This window comes from Streptomyces sp. NPDC091377, assembly GCF_044757045.1.
Lineage (GTDB): Bacteria > Actinomycetota > Actinomycetes > Streptomycetales > Streptomycetaceae > Streptomyces.
The window spans coordinates 44,728-60,503 of record NZ_JBIVUE010000010.1; the positions used below are offsets into that span (position 1 = coordinate 44,728).

At 74.6% G+C, this 15,776-nt stretch carries 14 protein-coding genes; 5 read left to right on the plus strand and 9 right to left on the minus strand.

Features of this window, described 5'->3' with window-relative positions; translation table 11 throughout:
• The first annotated feature begins 69 nt into the window (after positions 1 to 69).
• The gene (locus tag ACIQNG_RS22340; protein ID WP_401487229.1) at positions 70 to 1,038 is read left to right on the plus strand and encodes a serine hydrolase; all 969 of its coding nucleotides are present in this window, start codon (positions 70 to 72) and stop codon (positions 1,036 to 1,038) included.
• A gap of 36 nt (positions 1,039 to 1,074) precedes the next feature.
• Here the strand turns inward: ACIQNG_RS22340 and mycP are convergent, their stop codons facing one another.
• Together mycP and ACIQNG_RS22350 are read right to left on the minus strand one after the other, a co-directional pair.
• Positions 1,075 to 2,268, minus strand: a complete 1,194-nt coding sequence (mycP, locus tag ACIQNG_RS22345; protein WP_401487231.1) for a type VII secretion-associated serine protease mycosin — start codon at positions 2,266 to 2,268, stop codon at positions 1,075 to 1,077.
• On the minus strand, positions 2,265 to 3,080 hold the full coding sequence (locus ACIQNG_RS22350; protein ID WP_401487482.1) for a hypothetical protein: 816 nt from the start codon (positions 3,078 to 3,080) through the stop codon (positions 2,265 to 2,267). Before ACIQNG_RS22350 ends, mycP begins: the two co-directional genes overlap by 4 nt.
• Before the next feature lie 1,207 nt (positions 3,081 to 4,287).
• Between ACIQNG_RS22350 and ACIQNG_RS22355 the strand changes: the two genes are divergently transcribed.
• Positions 4,288 to 5,490, plus strand: coding sequence for an amino acid deaminase/aldolase (locus tag ACIQNG_RS22355; RefSeq protein WP_401487233.1), 1,203 nt, complete (start codon positions 4,288 to 4,290; stop codon positions 5,488 to 5,490).
• 79 nt (positions 5,491 to 5,569) lie between these two features.
• On the opposite strand, the gene ACIQNG_RS22360 is transcribed toward ACIQNG_RS22355, so the two are convergent.
• Genes ACIQNG_RS22360 through ACIQNG_RS22375 form a run of 4 tightly spaced genes read right to left on the minus strand, consistent with a single transcriptional unit; the run spans position 5,570 to position 10,241 of the window.
• Positions 5,570 to 6,499, minus strand: a complete 930-nt coding sequence (locus tag ACIQNG_RS22360; RefSeq protein WP_401487484.1) for a DUF2510 domain-containing protein — start codon at positions 6,497 to 6,499, stop codon at positions 5,570 to 5,572.
• Between the two features lie 48 nt (positions 6,500 to 6,547).
• Positions 6,548 to 7,420: a 3-oxoacyl-ACP reductase gene (locus tag ACIQNG_RS22365; RefSeq protein WP_401429132.1), complete on the minus strand. Its 873-nt coding sequence runs from the start codon at positions 7,418 to 7,420 to the stop codon at positions 6,548 to 6,550.
• Positions 7,417 to 8,835, minus strand: coding sequence for an aldehyde dehydrogenase family protein (locus ACIQNG_RS22370; protein ID WP_401487486.1), 1,419 nt, complete (start codon positions 8,833 to 8,835; stop codon positions 7,417 to 7,419). Before ACIQNG_RS22370 ends, ACIQNG_RS22365 begins: the two co-directional genes overlap by 4 nt.
• A 35-nt stretch (positions 8,836 to 8,870) precedes the next feature.
• Positions 8,871 to 10,241, minus strand: coding sequence for a glutamine synthetase family protein (locus tag ACIQNG_RS22375; RefSeq protein ID WP_401487235.1), 1,371 nt, complete (start codon positions 10,239 to 10,241; stop codon positions 8,871 to 8,873).
• A 142-nt stretch (positions 10,242 to 10,383) separates the two neighbouring features.
• On the opposite strand from ACIQNG_RS22375, the gene ACIQNG_RS22380 reads away from it, so the two are divergent.
• Entirely contained in the window at positions 10,384 to 11,154 is a 771-nt protein-coding gene (locus tag ACIQNG_RS22380) for a FadR/GntR family transcriptional regulator (protein WP_401487488.1), read from the plus strand.
• A gap of 179 nt (positions 11,155 to 11,333) precedes the next feature.
• A complete protein-coding gene (locus ACIQNG_RS22385; RefSeq protein ID WP_401487237.1) occupies positions 11,334 to 12,044 on the plus strand; it encodes a gamma-glutamyl-gamma-aminobutyrate hydrolase family protein in 711 nt (236 codons plus the stop codon).
• A 50-nt stretch (positions 12,045 to 12,094) separates the two neighbouring features.
• On the opposite strand, the gene ACIQNG_RS22390 is transcribed toward ACIQNG_RS22385, so the two are convergent.
• Positions 12,095 to 13,042, minus strand: coding sequence for a LysR family transcriptional regulator (locus tag ACIQNG_RS22390; RefSeq protein WP_401429453.1), 948 nt, complete (start codon positions 13,040 to 13,042; stop codon positions 12,095 to 12,097).
• 130 nt (positions 13,043 to 13,172) lie between these two features.
• On the opposite strand from ACIQNG_RS22390, the gene ACIQNG_RS22395 reads away from it, so the two are divergent.
• Positions 13,173 to 14,306 carry a TDT family transporter gene (locus ACIQNG_RS22395; RefSeq protein WP_401487239.1) on the plus strand — a complete coding sequence of 378 codons (1,134 nt, stop codon included), beginning with the start codon at positions 13,173 to 13,175 and terminating at the stop codon, positions 14,304 to 14,306.
• Here ACIQNG_RS22395 and ACIQNG_RS22400 read toward each other — a convergent pair.
• Together ACIQNG_RS22400 and ACIQNG_RS22405 are read right to left on the minus strand one after the other, a co-directional pair.
• Positions 14,254 to 14,973, minus strand: coding sequence for a helical backbone metal receptor (locus ACIQNG_RS22400; protein ID WP_401487490.1), 720 nt, complete (start codon positions 14,971 to 14,973; stop codon positions 14,254 to 14,256). The genes ACIQNG_RS22395 and ACIQNG_RS22400 overlap by 53 nt on opposite strands.
• A gap of 59 nt (positions 14,974 to 15,032) precedes the next feature.
• Positions 15,033 to 15,596, minus strand: coding sequence for a helix-turn-helix domain-containing protein (locus tag ACIQNG_RS22405; RefSeq protein ID WP_401487241.1), 564 nt, complete (start codon positions 15,594 to 15,596; stop codon positions 15,033 to 15,035).
• Positions 15,597 to 15,776 lie beyond the last annotated feature (180 nt).

Sequence of the window (15,776 nt, forward strand, 5' to 3'; positions counted from 1 at the left end):
AGGATTCGTTGACGTGTTTCTCATGTGCCCTTAACAGTGCACACAGTCGGCCCCCCGAGCATCGCGGGCATGAAGTCCCGACGAGACCGACGCGCCGTGCTCGGTGCCGCCCTCGCCTCGGCCGTCGTGGCGGCCAGTACGGCGGGCATGGGGTACGCGCTGAGCGGCCCGCCCCAGGGCACGCCGCCCGTATCGTCAGCCGTGATGCCGTCGGCGCCGGCGGCGGGTGGGGGGACGAGCCAGGTGACACAGACGGCGACGGCGGCGGCGACGGCACAGCCGAGTCCGGTCGACCGGAAGGCTCTGCTGGCCTCGGCCATGGCGGGGGTGCCGGTCGAGGACGGGGCGCGGCTGTCGGCGGCGGTGCTGGACGTGGCCGGCGGGGAACAGGCGGTGTACGGCGACGGGTCCTTCGACACCGCGAGCATCGTGAAGGTCGACATCCTGGCCGCCCTGCTGCTCCAGGCGCAGGACGCGGGGCGGGCGCTGACCGCCGGGGAGAAGTCGTACGCGACCGCGATGATCGAGCGGAGCGACAACGCGTCGGCGACGGCCCTGTGGGCGTCGATCGGGCGGGCGGCGGGGCTGGACGCGGCGAACAAGCGGTTCGGGCTGACCGGGACGCACGGGAGCGACGGGGAGACGTGGGGGCTCACCCAGACCACGGCCGCCGACCAACTCGTGCTGCTCCAGCAGGTGTTCGGGACGGATTCGCTGCTGGACGCGGATTCCCGGGGCTATCTGCGGGGGCTCATGGAGGGGATAGTCGACGGCCAGCGGTGGGGGGTCTCCGCCGCGGGCGGTGGGGCCGCCGGAGCCACCGGGGCCGCCGGGACCGCCTGGGCGCTCAAGAACGGGTGGCTGCCGCGGAGTGCGACCGGGCTGTGGGACATCAACAGCGTGGGCCGCGTCACCGTGGGCGGGCGGGAGTTCCTCGTCGCCGTGCTGTCGGACGGGAACTCCTCGCAGCAGCGTGGGATATCCATGGTCGAGCGGGCGGCCGAGGCGGCGGTCGGCTCGTTCGACAGGGCCGCCTGAGCGACGGGGGCGCCGCGCGGGGGTGGAGCAGGTCGGCTAGAAGCGATCGTGCTCGGGGAACTCGTCGTACTCCTGGCGGCCCCTCCGGATGAGGATCGCCGTGACCAGGAGGACTCCGCCCGCGCCACCCGCCAGGGGTGCCGCCCAGGTGGTCGTGTCGGTGCCGTCGTCCGGTTCCGCGGGGCCGGGGCCGAAGTAGTCGTCACCGTAGGCGGCGGCCTTGAGGTTCTCGGGCTTGAGCGAGGCCGCCTTCTCGATCGCGGCGGCCGGGTCCACGAAGCCGAAGCCGCGGGAGTCGTCGCGGCCGTCGGCGGGGGCGTCGCGGGCCGTGTCCTCCAGGAGCCTCTTGATCTGGGCCGGGGTGAGCCGGGGGTGGGCCGACTTCACCAGGGCGACCGCGCCGGAGACGAAGGCCGCGGCGGCGCTGGTGCCCCAGCCCTCGTAGTACTTGCGGTCCGGGTCGGCTATCACGACGTCCACGCCGGGCGCGCTGACCGTGGCGTACCAGCGGCGGGTGGAGAAGGAGGCGCGGGTGCCGTAGCGGTCCACGGCGGCGACCGCTATGACGCCGGGGTAGGCGGCCGGGTAGGAGATGTGGTCGCCCTTCTCGCCGCCGTTGCCGGACGAGGCGACGACGACCGCGCCGCGTGCCAGGGCGTACTGGACGGCCTCGTCCTCGGCGGGCTCGGGGTGGGCGGAGGCGGAGTCGTCGCCGAGGGAGAGGTTGATGACGTCGGCGCCCTGGTCGGCGGCCCAGCGGATGCCTTCGGCGAGGGCGTTGCCGCGGGTCTTGCGGGCCTTGCCGCGGGCGGTGTCGCCGTCCTCCAGGATGACCCGCACGGGAAGGATCTTCGCGGCCGGGGCGATCCCGAGGACCCCTTCGCCGCCGCCGGGGCCGTGTCCGTGGCCGGCGATGATCCCGGCCATGGCGGTGCCGTGGCGGGCCCAGGCGCGGTCGCCGGGGCCGGCGCCGAAGCCGACCATGTCCTTGGCGGGCAGGACGTTGCCGACGAGGTCGGGGTGGTCGGCGTCGACCCCGGTGTCCAGGACGGCGACGGTGACGGACTCGCCCTTGGTGACCCGCCACGCCTGCTCGGTGCGCATGGCCTTCAACGCCCACTGCTGGGCGCGGATGGCGTCGGCGTGGGCGGCGGTGGGCGGCACCAGGGCGACCGAGGCGGCGAGCAGCACCGCGAGGAGTCCGGCCCGGAGGGTCGTACGGCGGCTCATGAGGGTTGTCCCGAGGCGGAGGTGACGTGCTTGCGCAGTGCGCGTTCGATCCGGTCGGCCAGGCCCTTCGCCTCGTGGCCGAGACCGGCCTGGGCGGGGGCGGTGGTGGCGTCCTCGGCCATCGCGTCGGCGGCGGCCTGCGGGTTGTCGACGGTCCGGCCGTCGGCCCAGCCGCTGACGGAGTAGGTGACCACGGGGGCGTCGGTGAGGACGTGCACGGTCCAGGAGGCCCGCTGGTCGTCGCCGAAGTCCGCGGCGGCGGTGTTCTTGGCGGCGTAGGGACGGGGCATGAGGTCGGTACGGCGGCCGAGGGAGTCGCTCTCGAAGCGCTGGGCCAGGGACCGCATGCCCTGGCTGTCGGCGTCGGTGAAGAGCAGGCCGACGGTGGTCACGAAGCTCTGGGTGGCGTCGGTGTAGGTGGCGCGCAGCAGGCGGGCGCAGCCGACGGGGGCCAGGGCCTTGCGCAGCAGCGGGTCGAGGGCTTTGCCGCAGCCGCTGTCCGGTGCGACGGCGATCCGGGTCCAGGTGCGGTCGGATCCGCCGGGGCCCGCGCCGGTGCCGTCGATCGTGGGCGGGAAGAGGCGGTTGACGGGGACGCTGTGCCACAGGTCGCCCGCGGCGGCGAAGGTGTCGCGGTCGCGGGAGGCGTCCGAGTCGCCCGCGAGCAGGCTGCCGGTCACCGCGCCGCCGATCAGTCCGAGTCCGAGCACCACGCAGGCCGCCGCGGCGCCGGTACGGCTGCGCAGTCGCCGCCCGAGCGGCAGGGGCCGCGCGTCGGCGTCGTACACCTCGGGCCGCCCGAAGCTGACCACCGGCCGCCCGGGCGGGACGCTCCAGGAGCGCGCGGGATCGTGGGCCGGGGCGGGGGGCGGGGCGGGGGGCGGTGGTGTTCCGGGGAGTACGTCCGCGGGGTCCGGCGCCGGGATCGGGCGCAGCCGGGTGGTCCGCTCGGTCGGCCGCTCGGCAGGCACCCCCGGCCGACCGGGCGCGGCGTCCGGGAACCGGGCGGAGGCGACGGGAGGGGGCGGGCTGACGGGCCCAGGAGCTTCGGCGGCTGTGGAAGGTGCGGACGGGCCGTGCGGAGGGTCGGCGGGGGTGGGGGGCCGGCCGCCGGGCCGTCGCGCGGGCGCGTGCCGCTCCCCACCGACGGCGGGATGACCGACGTCGCGCCCGGCCGACCCCGGACGCCGCCACTCGAACGCGTCACCCGCGTCCCGGGGGGTGGGCCGATCCGGGTGGCGGTCGGTGCCGGAGGCGGGGGCGGGGGCGGGGCGCTTGATACCGGCCCCGGAGGTGTGGCGCTCGGCGCCGGTTCCGGGACGGTCCGACCGGCGCTCGGCGCCGGTTTCGGCACGGTCCGTGTGACGCTCGGCGCCGGTGGCGGAGGCGGGGTGGCCGGTACCGGGCCCGGGGGTGTGGCGTTCCGTGTCGGATCCGGGGCGGTCCGCGTGCCGCTCGGCTGCACGGACGGGGCTGTTCGGGGCAGGGCCGGTTCCGGGGCGTTCCCAGCGGCGTTCGGCGCCGGAGCGGTCCGGGCCGGTTCTGGGGGCGGGCGGGTGCCGCTCGGACCGTCCCGGATCCGGTGTCGGGCGGGGCGAGTCCGGGGCGGGAGCCTCGTACGGACCCGGGTCCGGATCCGGGCCCGGGGTCTCCGTGTTCGCCGTGCGCGGCGGGGGCAACGTCGGGGGCGGGTCCGTGGGGCGCGGCGGCGTCGGGGGGCGTCGCGCTTCCGTGCTCATGCACCCCCCGTTTCCTCGTGTACCGGGTCGGCTCCCGCGCGTGCGGGGGCGGACGCCCGTCCTTGTGTCGTACGCGCGTGCCCGTGCGGTCCCCCCGGGCACGCATACCCGCACGACCGTCCCGGCATCCTCGCGCGTGTGCGCGAATGGAGGCGTTCCGTGTGCGTGCGCGTCACTCTACGGGCTGACGCGGCTCGAACGGGAACCAGTCCGCGCCCCCGGGGCATCTGCCCGGAACGTCCCCCTACCCTGCGGTAATCGCGTCTGGCAGGCTTCGCACATGACCCCACGAGCCGCCGACCGGGCCCGCTACGACCGGGCCACCGCCCCTCTCGACGCCCCGTTCGCGATCGTGGATCTGGACGCCTTCGACGCCAACGCGCAGGACCTGTCACGGCGGGCCGGCGGCAAGCCGGTGCGGGTGGCCAGCAAGTCCGTGCGCTGCCGCGCGCTGCTCGAACGGGCGCTGGCGAAGGACGGTTTCGCGGGGCTCATGTCGTTCACGCTCGCCGAGTCCCTGTGGCTCGCCCGCTCCGGTTTCGAGGATGTGCTGCTGGCCTACCCGTCGGCCGACCGGACCGGCTACGCCGAACTGGCCGGCGACCCGAAGCTCGCCGCGGCGGTGACGGTGATGGTGGACGACCCGGCCCAGCTCGATCTCATCGACGCCTCGCGCGGCGGAGGCCGCGAAGTGGTGCGGGTCTGCCTGGAGTTGGACACCTCGCTGCGGCTGCTCGGCGGACGGGTCCGGGTCGGCGCCCTGCGCTCGCCACTGCGCTCCCCCGCCCAAGTCGCCGACCTCGCGCGGGCGGTGACCCGGCGCCCGGGGTTCGAGGTCGTCGGGATCATGGGGTACGAGGGTCATGTCGCGGGCGTGGGCGACTCCGTCGCGGGTCGGCCGCTGCGGTCCCGGGCGATCCGGCTGATGCAGTCCGCCGCGCGCCGGGAACTGGCCGAGCGGCGTGCCGCGGTCGTCCGGGAGGTCCGGGCGGTCGTCCCGGATCTGGAGTTCGTCAACGGCGGCGGCACCGGCAGTGTGCAGCACACCGCCGCGGAGGACGCGGTCACCGAGATCGCGGCCGGCTCGGGGCTGTACGTCCCCCGGCTGTTCGACAACTACACCTCCTTCAGCGGCCGTCCCGCGGCGCTGTTCGCGCAGCCCGTGGTGCGCAGGCCCGGCGTCGGGGTGGTCACCGTGCTCGGGGGCGGCTATCCCGCCTCCGGTCCGGCGGGTCCGGACCGGCTGCCGGTGCCGTATCTGCCCGAGGGGCTGCGCTACGACGCCCAGGAGGGGCCCGGCGAGGTGCAGACGCCGCTGGTGGGTCCGCCCGCCGACGATCTGCTGATCGGTGACCGGGTGTGGTTCCGGCACGCGAAGGCCGGTGAGCTGTGTGAGCGGTTCGATGAGCTGCACCTGGTGGAGGGCGACCGGGTGACGGCGACCGTGCCGACGTACCGGGGCGAGGGCCGGACGTTCCTTTAGCCCCCTCGGGGTCTTCGGGGTCATCGGGGTCATCGGGGTCATGGACGCCATCGAGGTCATCGAGGTCATCGGTCGGTCTTCAGTCCGACGGGCCCATGCTGGTGCCCACCCCGCCGCCCGTCGCCGTGTCGTCGATCGAGCGGATGCCCCGGGTGATGCGGTCGATGTCGGTGAGCGGCGGGGCCTCCGGCCCGGCGTCGAGGACGGTGCGGACGATGACGGGGGCCTGGGTGCCGGTGCTGGACCGGAAGGCGAGGGACTGGACGTAGCCGCCGGGTCCCAGCGCGGTCCCGACCCGCCAGCGCACGTAGTACCCGGCGCGGCCGGCCACCGCGACCGGCCCGGCGGCGATCTCCTCGGTCGACTCGACACCGCCGTAGGGACGCTGGTCGAGCGGGTTGCGGTCGTACGCCTCGTCGGCCGCGGTCTCGATGTCGCCCCGGGCGAGCGCCTCGGGGGAGGTCTCGGCGTTCTCGGTGACGGTGCGGGACATCACCAGGCCGTGGCGGCAGAGCGAGCCCGCGCCGGGGCAGTCGTAGCTGCCGTCGGTCCGCAGGACGGCGTTGTCCTGCACCGAGCTGTCGACCCGCTCCCAGCCGTCCAGCACGGGGAAGGTGAGGCCGTTCAGCTGGTCCACGACGACGTTCGGGTCCTCGGTGGGGGGCGAGGGCTGCCGGGCGGTGGTGCGGGTCGGCTCCCCGCCGTGGGTGGTGGCGGTGGGCGCGGGGTCGGCGCCCGGGGTGTCGCCCTCGGGGTCGCCGTCGATCAGGACGAGGGAGGCGGTGACGACGGCGGCCACGAGCACGGCCCCGGCGACGGTCAGCGCGATGGCCTTGGCCCGGACGGACTCCCCGTCGCCGTGCGGGGGGCCCGCCGCAGGCGCGTGGTCCGGGGTCGGTCCGCCGCTCGCCTCGGGGTGGCGGTGGTGGTCGGTCCAGGCCGTGCCGTCCCACCACCGTTCGAGGTGCGGGGCCGACGGATCGGGGTACCAGCCGGGCGGCGGTGTGATGCTCACCCGGGCACTGTAGGGCGATCGCCGGCCCCGCTGGGCGGCCCGCTACAGCGGTGTGACGTACGCCCCCGAGATCCCGCCGTCGACCAGGAAGTCGGTGGCGTTGACGAACGAGGAGTCGTCGCTGGCCAGGAAGGCGACGGCGGCGGCGATCTCCTCGGCCTCGGCGAACCGGCCGAGCGGAATGTGCACCAGTCGGCGCGCGGCCCGCTCCGGATCCTTGGCGAACAGTTCCTGGAGAAGCGGGGTGTTGACCGGGCCGGGGCACAGGGCGTTGACGCGGATGCCCTCGCGGGCGAACTGCACCCCGAGTTCGCGGGACATGGCGAGGACGCCGCCCTTGGAGGCGGTGTAGGAGATCTGGCTGGTGGCGGCGCCCATCCGGGCCACGAAGGAGGCCGTGTTGATGATCGAGCCCTTGCCCTGGCGCCGCATGTACGGCAGGGCGGCCTTGCAGCACAGGTAGACGGAGGTGAGGTTGACCTCCTGGACCCGCTTCCAGGCGTCGAGGCCGGTCTCCAGAATGGAGTCGTCGTCGGGGGGTGAGATCCCGGCGTTGTTGAAGGCGATGTCGACGCTGCCGTAGGTGTCGTGGGCGGCCCGGAACAGGGCCTCGACCTGCTCGGCGTCGGTGACGTCGACCTTGACGAAGGTGCCGCCCACCGCCTCGGCGGCGGCCTTGCCGCTCGGTTCGTCGATGTCGCCGCAGACGACATGGGCGCCCTCGGAGGCGAGTCGGCGGGCGGTGGCGAGGCCGATGCCGCTGCCGGCTCCGGTGATGACGGCCGTACGGCCCACGAGGCGGCGGCAGACGCTCTGTCCGGCCGCCTCGGCGGCAGCGGTGGCGTCAGGGGCTTCGGCCGCCTTGGCCGCCTTGGCCGCCTTGGTCGGTTCGGTCGGTCCGGTCGCTTCGGTCATTGTGCGGGGCCCTCCGTGCTGATGAAGACGTTCTTGGTCTCGGTGAAGGCGACGAGCGCGTCCGGGCCCAGTTCGCGGCCGATGCCGGACTGCCGGTAGCCGCCGAAGGGGGTCCAGTAGCGGACGCTGGAGTGGGAGTTGACGGACAGGTTGCCAGCGCGCACGGCCTGGGAGACGCGCAGCGCGCGGCCGACGTCACGGGTCCACAGGGAGCCGGAGAGGCCGTACTCGGTGGCGTTGGCGAGTCGGATCGCGTCGGCCTCGTCCTCGAAGGGCAGGACGACGGCGACCGGTCCGAAGACCTCCTCGACGGCGACCCGTGCCCCGGGGTCGACACCGGTGAGGACGGTGGGCGGGTACCAGTAGCCGGGGCCGTCGGGGGCCTTGCCGCGGATGCCGGGCATGTCGGCGGTGACGTAGGAGCGGACGCGGTCCAGCTGGAGCCGGGAGATCAGCGGGCCCATGTCGGTGCCGGGGGCGGCGGGGTCGCCCACGGTGACGTTCTCGATCGCCGGGGCGAGCAGGTCGAGGAAGCGGTCGTACACCGGGCGCTGGACGAGGATGCGGGTGCGGGCGCAGCAGTCCTGGCCGGAGTTGTCGAGGAAGGACATGGGGGCGGCGGTGGCCGCGGCCTCCAGGTCGGCGTCGGCGAAGACGATGTTGGGGCTCTTGCCGCCGAGTTCGAGGGTGACGCGTTTGACCTGGTCGGCGCAGCGGGCCAGGACCTGTTTGCCGACCCGGGTGGAGCCGGTGAACACGATCTTCGCGACGCCGGGATGGCGTACGAGGGCGTCTCCGGCGACCGGGCCGTGGCCGGGCAGCACCTGGAAGAGGTGCTCGGGGAGGCCGGCGTCCAGGGCGAGTTCGGCGAGGCGCAGGGCGGTCAGCGGGGTGGACTCGGCGGGTTTGAGGAGCACCGCGTTGCCCGCCGCGAGGGCGGGGGCGGTGCCCCAGGCGGCGATGGGCATGGGGAAGTTCCAGGGGGCGATCACGCCGACGACGCCGAGGGGTTCGAGGAGGGTGACGTCGAGGCCGCCGGGGACGGGGATCTGGCGGCCGGTGAGCCGCTCCACTCCCCCGGCGGCGTAGTCGAGCAGATCGCGGACGTTGCCCGCCTCCCAGCGGGCGTTGCCGAGCACGTGCCCGGCCTCGCGGACCTCCAGCGCGGCCAGTTCCTCGACGTGGTCGTCCACGACGGTCGCGAAGCGGCGCAGCAGCCGGGCGCGGTCGCCGGGGGCGAGGGCGGCCCATGCGGTCTGGGCGCGGGTGGCGCGTACGACGGCGGCGTCCACGTCGGCCGCGGAGGCCGCCGGGACGGTGGCGACGACCTCCTCGGTGGCCGGGTTGAGCACCTGGAGCGGTCCGGGGCTGCCGGAGCGGGCGGACGGGCCGGAGGAGTCGGACGGGTCAGACAGGTCGGACGGGTCAGACGGGTGGGTCACGAGGGGCCTCACATGCGTTCGAAGGAGCGGCGCAGCTCCCAGTCGGTGACCGCGGCGTCGAAGGCGTCCAGTTCGACACGGGCCATGTTGCGGTAGTGCGCGACGACGTCGTCGCCGAAGGCGGCCCGCGCCAGGGTGCTGTGCTCCCACAGTTCGGCGGCCTCGCGCAGGGTGGTGGGGACATGGGCGTAGTCGGCGGTGTAGGCGTTGCCGGCGCAGGGGTCGGGGAGGTCGAGTTTGTGCTCCACGCCGTGCAGTCCGGCCGCGACCATGGCGGCGACGGCGAGGTGCGGGTTGACGTCGCCGCCGGGGAGCCGGTTCTCGAAGCGGGTGGAGCGGCCGTGCCCCACGACCCGTAGCGCGCAGGTGCGGTTGTCGTGGCCCCAGGCGACGGCGGTCGGCGCGAAGGAGCCGGGCTGGAAGCGTTTGTAGGAGTTGATGTGGGGGGCGTAGAGGAGGGAGAACTCGCGCAGGGCGGTCAGTTGTCCGGCGAGGAAGTGGCGCATCAGCTCGGACATGCCGTGGGGGTCGTCGGAGGTGCCGGCCATCTGGTTGGCGCCGGTGGCATCGGTGAGCGAGAGATGGATGTGGCAGGAGTTGCCCTCGCGCTCGTTGTACTTGGCCATGAAGGTCAGGGAGACGCCTTCCTGGGCGGCGATCTCCTTGGCGCCGGTCTTGTAGACGGCGTGCTGGTCGCAGGTGACGAGGGCGTCGTCGTAGCGGAACACGATCTCGTGCTGGCCGGGGTTGCACTCGCCCTTGGCGGACTCGACGGTCAGACCGGCGCCGGCCATGTCGTTGCGGATGCGGCGCAGCAGGGGTTCGATCCGGCCGGTGCCGAGGACGGAGTAGTCGACGTTGTACCGGTTGACCGGGGTGAGTCCGCGGTAGTGGGCGTCCCACGCCTGTTCGTAGGTGTCCTTGAAGACGATGAACTCCAGCTCGGTGCCGATCTGCGCGGTCAGTCCGAGGGCGGCGAGCCGGTCGAGCTGACGGCGCAGGATCTGGCGGGGCGCGGCGGTGACGGGCGATCCGTCGGCCCAGGCGAGGTCGGCGATCAGCAGGGCGGTGCCCTCGTTCCACGGCACGCGGCGCAGGGTGGCGGGGTCGGGGTGCATGGCGAAGTCGCCGTAGCCGTTGTCCCAGGAGGACATGGCGTAGCCGTCGACGGTGTTCATCTCGGCGTCGACGGCGAGGAGGTAGTTGCAGCCCTCGGTGCCGTGCCGGAGGACCTCGTCGAGGAAGAAGCGGGCCGCGAACCGCTTGCCCTGGAGGCGCCCTTGCATGTCGGGGAAGGCCAGGACCACGGTGTCGATGTCACCCGCCGCGACGAGGGCGTGCAGTTCCTCGATGCTCAGCGGGGGTGTGCGGTCTGCCACGGGGTGCCTCCTGGAGGAGTCATGGACCGGCCGGGAGCCATAAGGTATTGCTGGAGACCATTGCTTGGGAAGGGGGCGCGTGCGGATGCCGCCGGATCGCGTGAACGAGACCGGAACCATGACCGGAAACGAGGCCGGAACCATGACCGGAAACGAGGCCGGAACCGAGCCCGGAAACGAGGCCGGAACGGCGGGCGCGCGGAGCGCCGACCGGTTGACGTCGGTGCTGCGGCCGGTGCGGGCGGGCAACGGTTTCGAGGAGGCCCTGGAGCAGATCCTCCAGGTCGTACGGCTCGGCCTGGTTCCGGCCGGCGGCCGGCTGCCCGCCGAGCGGGAACTGGCGGAGCGGCTCGGGATCAGCCGGGTGACCCTGCGCGAGGTGCTGAAGGTGCTTCAGGACCAGGGCCTGATCGAGTCGCGCCGGGGCCGCTACGGCGGCACGTTCGTGCTGCCGCGCACCGACGCCGGGGGCGAGGACGAACTGCGGCGGCGGGTCGCCGCGGTGGACATCGAGGACGTGCTGCGCTTCCGGGAGGTGCTGGAGGTCGGGGCGGCGGGACTGTGCGCGGCGCACGGGTTGGGCGGCGCCGGGGCCGACCGGCTGCGGGAGGCGCTCGACCGTACGCGGGACGCGCCGCTCGGCGAGTACCGGCGGCTGGACACCCTGTTCCACCTCACGGTCGCCGAGCTGTGCGGATCGCCGTCCCTGGCCGCGCGGTACGCGGGCGTACGGGCCTCGGTGAACGAACTGCTGGACTGCATCCCGCTGCTGGTGCGGAACCTGGAGCACTCGCAGCGTCAGCACACGGCGCTGGTGGAGGCGGTCCTGGACGGGGACGCGGACGGCGCGCGGGAGATCATGCGGGAGCACTGCGCGGGCACGGCGGCGCTGCTGCGGGGGTTCCTGACGTAGGCCGGGGCCGAGCGGGGGCGGGGCCGGGGCCGAGCGGACGCGGGCGGGGCCGGGCGGAGCCGGGGCCGGGCGGGCCGGGCGGCGATGACGGCCGACGCCCTGCTTGCCTCGGCCGGTGTCCGGCGGCAAAGGTATGAGGGTAAGCCATTGCGGGTGGTGCGGTGGCGGGAGGAGGCCCGATGAGCAGCAGACCGTTGATCGGTGTCAGTACCTATCTGGAGGCGGGGGTGCGCTGGGGGGTGTGGGAGCTGGAGGCGGCCCTGCTGCCCACGGAGTACCCCCGGCTGATCCGGCGGGCGGGCGGCCTCGCCGCGATGCTGCCGCCGGACGCGCCCGAGCACGCGGCGGCGGCCGTCGCCCGGCTGGACGCCGTGGTGATCGCGGGCGGACCGGACGTCGACCCCGCCCGCTACGGCGCCGGACGCGACCCCCGCACCGGTCCCCCGGCGCCGGAACGGGACGCGTGGGAGCTGGCCCTCATCGACGCGGCGCTCGCCTCCGGCGTACCGCTGCTCGGGATCTGCCGGGGGATGCAGCTGCTGAACGTCGCTCTGGGCGGCACGCTGGTCCAGCATCTCGACGGGCATGTGGAGCGGGTGGGGACCTTCGGCACGCACCTGGTCGAGCCCGTGCCGGGCACGCGGTACGCGTCCGTCGTACCGGAGGGGACGGCGGTGCCCACGCATCACCATCAGGCCGTCGAGCGGCTGGGGCGTGGGCTGGTGCCGTCCGCGTACGCGGGGGACGGCACGGTAGAGGCGGTCGAACTTCCCGGGGACGGGTGGGTGTTGGGGGTGCAGTGGCATCCGGAGATGGACCGCGATCTGCGGGTGATGCGGGCACTGGTGGAGGCGGCCGGGGCGGCCGAAGGGGCCGGGGCGGCCTCCTGACCGCGTTCCGGGTCCTGCCCCCCTTGGAGAGGTGGGGGCGCGGGTGCCGGTCAGGGGCGTGGAGGCGGGGTGGGCTGTCGGGTGAGGCCGAGGAGTTCCCTCGCCGGGCCCGCCGGGCGGTGGCCGGTGCGCCAGACGGCCCTCAGGTCGCGGCGCAGCCGGATGCCGTCGACCGGGACGGCGACCAGGCGGCGGGTGGACAGCTCCTCGCCCACCGCCAGTTCGCTGAGGACCGCCGGGCCCGCACCGCCCACCGCCGACGCCTTCACGGCGGTCGTGGAGGAGAGTTCGATCAGGGGGCGGGCCAGACCGCCGAGGGCCGCGTCGAGGACCTGCCGGGTGCCGGAGCCCTGTTCCCGCAGGACCAGGGGGGTGGCGGCCAGTTCCGCCGGCGACACGGGGCCGCGGCGGCGGGCCCAGGGATGGGCGGGGGCGGTGACGACGACCAGGTGGTCATGGGCGACCACCACCGCGTCCAGGCCGGCCGGCACGCTCAGGCCCTCCACGAACCCCAGGTCCGCCTCGTCGGCGAGGAGGCGTTCGGCGACGGCGGCGGAGTTGCCCGCGAGCAGGGAGACGGCCGTGTCGGGGCGCTGGGCGCGCAGCGCCAGCAGCCAGCCCGGCAGCAGATACTCGGCGATGGTCATGCTGGCGGCGACCCTGAGCCGGGAGTCGCGGCGGTCCCGCAGCGCCTGCGCGCCCGCGTCGAACGCCTCCGCCGCCTCCACCACCCGGCGCGCCCAGTCGGTGACCAGCGCGCCCGCGTCCGTGAGGCGGGAGCCGCGCGGAGAGCGGTCGACGAGGGCGACGCCGAGTTGCCGCTCCATCGAGCGGATCCGGCTGCTCGCGGCCGGCTGGCTGACCCCCACCTCACGCGCCGCCGCGCCGAGGCTGCCGAGCCGGGCCACGGCGAGCAGCAGTTCCAGTGCCCCCAGATCCGGCACCCGGTGGGCCAGTGAACCCGGGGCCGGACGCTGATCCGGGTCTCGGTCCCCCATGCCGGCCTTTCCGCCGCCCTTCCCGCCGCCCGCTCCCCCGCCGCCCGCTCCGCTGCTCATAACCCCACCTTATGCCCCCATAGGGGAGGACTCCCTGGTGGTGGGCGCCCGGCGGCGAAACCGTGGGGGCATGGTCACCGCCGCCCCTCCCCTGCCCCTCACCCGGGGCGTCCCCCGCCCGCGTACCGTCCGCCATCTCGGACCCAACTGGTACGCCGTCGTCATGGGCACCGCCGTCGTCGGCACCGCCGGGGCCGGGCTGCCGCTTCCCGTCCCCGGTCTGCGCACGGTGTGCACGGCCGTGTGGGCGCTGTCCCTGCTGCTGCTCGTGGCGCTGCTGGCCGCCCGCGCCCTGCACTGGCGCCACCACGCCGACCAGGCCCGCGCGCATCTGCTCGACCCCGCGATGGTCCCGTTCTACGGCTGTCCGGCGATGGCGCTGCTTGCGGTGGGCGGGGGCGCGATGACGGTGGGTGCGGACCTCATCGGGACGAGCGCGGCGGTCGCGCTGGACGCCGTGCTGTTCACGGCCGGTACGGCGGTGGGGCTGGCGGCGGCGGTCACGGTGCCGTATCTGATGGTCGTACGCCCTCGCGCGGCGGTGGGTGAGGCCAGTCCGGTGTGGCTGCTGCCGCTGGTGGCGCCGATGGTGTCGGCCGCGCTGGGGCCGCTGCTGGTACCGCATGTGCCGCCGGGGCAGGCGCGCGCGACGCTGCTGCTGGCGTGTGTGGCGATGTTCGGGGTGAGTCTGTTCGCCACCCTGCTGGTGCTGCCGATGGTGTTCGCCCGGCTGCTGACCGGCGGGCCACTGCCGCCCGCGCTGGCCCCGACGCTGTTCCTGGTGCTGGGCCCGCTGGGGCAGTCCACGACCGCGGCGGGCGCGTTCGCCGACGTGGCACCGGGGGTGGTTGCGGAGCCGTACGCCACCGGGTTCGGGGTGTTCGCGGTGCTGTACGGGGTGCCGGTGATCGGGTTCGCGCTGCTGTGGTGCGCGCTGGCGGCGGCGTACGTGGTGCGGGCGCGGCGGCGCGGGATGGGCTTCGCGATGACGTGGTGGGCGTTCACCTTCCCCGTGGGCACCTGCGTGACGGGCGCGGAGGCGCTGTCCCGCCACACCGGACTCGCCGTGTTCGACGGGCTCGCGGTGGTGCTGTACGCGGTGCTGGTCGCGGCCTGGGGGACGGCCGCCGCGCACACCGTACGGGGGCTGGTCAGCGGTGTGCTGCTCGCAGGGCCTCGCCCAGCACCCGGGGGGCCTCGGTGAGGGAGGGCCCGTACCAGGTGAGATGGCGTCCGCTGACGAGGGCGCAGGGCAGTCCGGGGAAGGCTTCGGGGCCGTCGGCGGCGGTGAAGCGGTAGGGCTCGTCGGGCAGCACCACCAGGTCGGGGCGGGCGTCGAGGAGTTCCTGGAGCGGGATCCGCGGATAGCGCTCGGGGTGGGCGGCGTGGACGTGGTCGACACCGAGGCGGGCGAGGATGTCCCCGGCGAAGGTGGACCGGCCCAGCACCATCCAGGGCCGCCGCCAGATCGGCACGACGGCGGTCGTACGGTGCGCGGGCGCCGGGAGCGACGCCCAGGCGGCCTCGGCGTCGTCCAGCCAGCGGGGGCGGCCGGGGGCGCCGCAGGCGGTGAGGACGCGGTCCAGTTCGGGGAACGCCCGCGGCACGTCCCTGACCTCGGTGACCAGTACCTCGGTGCCGGTGGCGCGCAGGGCGTCCAGGTCGGGGGCGCGGTTCTCCTCCTCGTTGGCGATCACCAGGTCGGGCCGGAGCCGCGCGATCCGCTCCACGTCGGGGTTCTTGGTCCCGCCGATCCGGGTCACGTCCAGGCCGGCCGGGTGGGAGCACCAGTCGGTGGCCCCGACGAGCACCCCGGGCAGCGACACGGCGACGGCTTCGGTGAGGGACGGCACCAGGGAGACGACACGCATGACGGCACGCATGCCACCGACCCTACGGGCCTGTTCTCCGGCCCGTCCTGGACGGGGCGCTAGTGCCGGTCCTCCACGGCCTCGATGTGTTCGGCGACGGCGACGACGAGGACGCGGGTCTCCGGGACGGTAGCGCGCCAGCGGTGGCGGACGCCGCCGGTGAGATAGAGGGAGTCGCCGCGGCCGAGGCGGTAGGCGCGGCCCTCCGCCTCGATCTCCACGGCCCCGTCGGCGACGTAGAGCAACTGGTCGTTGCGGTGCTGGAATTCACGGCCGGCCTCGTGGTCGCCGGTGAACTCGGACGCCTGCATCTGGTGGTGGCCGCGGACCAGGGAACGCGCCCGGGGGTCGGGGTTCAGCCCGGCGGAATCGGCGCGCACCACATCCACACTGCACGCCGGGTCGGCGGCGGCGAGGAGTTCGACAGCGGTGGTCCGCAGGGCGTCGGCGACCTTCTCCAGGGAGCCGCGGCTGGGACGGGCGCGGTCGTTCTCGACCTGGCTGAGGAAGGGCACCGACAGGCCGCTGCGCTCGGCCACGACGGCGAGGGTCAGGTCCAGGGCCCGACGGCGGCGCCGTACGGCCGCGCCCACCCGCAGGGGCTGTTCCTTGTGGTCGCCCATCGCTCCCGCTCCCTCCTCCGCTCCTCGTTCTGTCGAGTCTCCCGTCGAGTCTCCCCGATGAGTTCTCTGCACCCTACGCATGTTCGGCAAACCGATTCCGGCGCTCGTCATGTCGCCGACGCATTGTCTGAGGTCCGATCTCATAGTTCACGCCACTTCCGCACCCCGCGCGAGGCGTGG

Excerpts from the sequence above, each read along its gene's own strand:
- ACIQNG_RS22400 (WP_401487490.1), bottom strand. The coding sequence starts at position 14,973 with ATGCGTGTCGTCTCCCTGGTGCCGTCCCTCACCGAAGCCGTCGCCGTG.
- ACIQNG_RS22365 (WP_401429132.1), bottom strand. The coding sequence starts at position 7,420 with ATGACCGAAGCGACCGGACCGACCGAACCGACCAAGGCGGCCAAGGCG.
- ACIQNG_RS22340 (WP_401487229.1), top strand. The coding sequence starts at position 70 with ATGAAGTCCCGACGAGACCGACGCGCCGTGCTCGGTGCCGCCCTCGCC.
- ACIQNG_RS22385 (WP_401487237.1), top strand. The coding sequence starts at position 11,334 with ATGAGCAGCAGACCGTTGATCGGTGTCAGTACCTATCTGGAGGCGGGG.
- ACIQNG_RS22405 (WP_401487241.1), bottom strand. The coding sequence starts at position 15,596 with ATGGGCGACCACAAGGAACAGCCCCTGCGGGTGGGCGCGGCCGTACGG.
- ACIQNG_RS22355 (WP_401487233.1), top strand. The coding sequence starts at position 4,288 with ATGACCCCACGAGCCGCCGACCGGGCCCGCTACGACCGGGCCACCGCC.
- ACIQNG_RS22395 (WP_401487239.1), top strand. The coding sequence starts at position 13,173 with ATGGTCACCGCCGCCCCTCCCCTGCCCCTCACCCGGGGCGTCCCCCGC.
- ACIQNG_RS22390 (WP_401429453.1), bottom strand. The coding sequence starts at position 13,042 with ATGGGGGACCGAGACCCGGATCAGCGTCCGGCCCCGGGTTCACTGGCC.
- mycP (WP_401487231.1), bottom strand. The coding sequence starts at position 2,268 with ATGAGCCGCCGTACGACCCTCCGGGCCGGACTCCTCGCGGTGCTGCTC.
- ACIQNG_RS22380 (WP_401487488.1), top strand. The coding sequence starts at position 10,384 with ATGACCGGAAACGAGGCCGGAACCGAGCCCGGAAACGAGGCCGGAACG.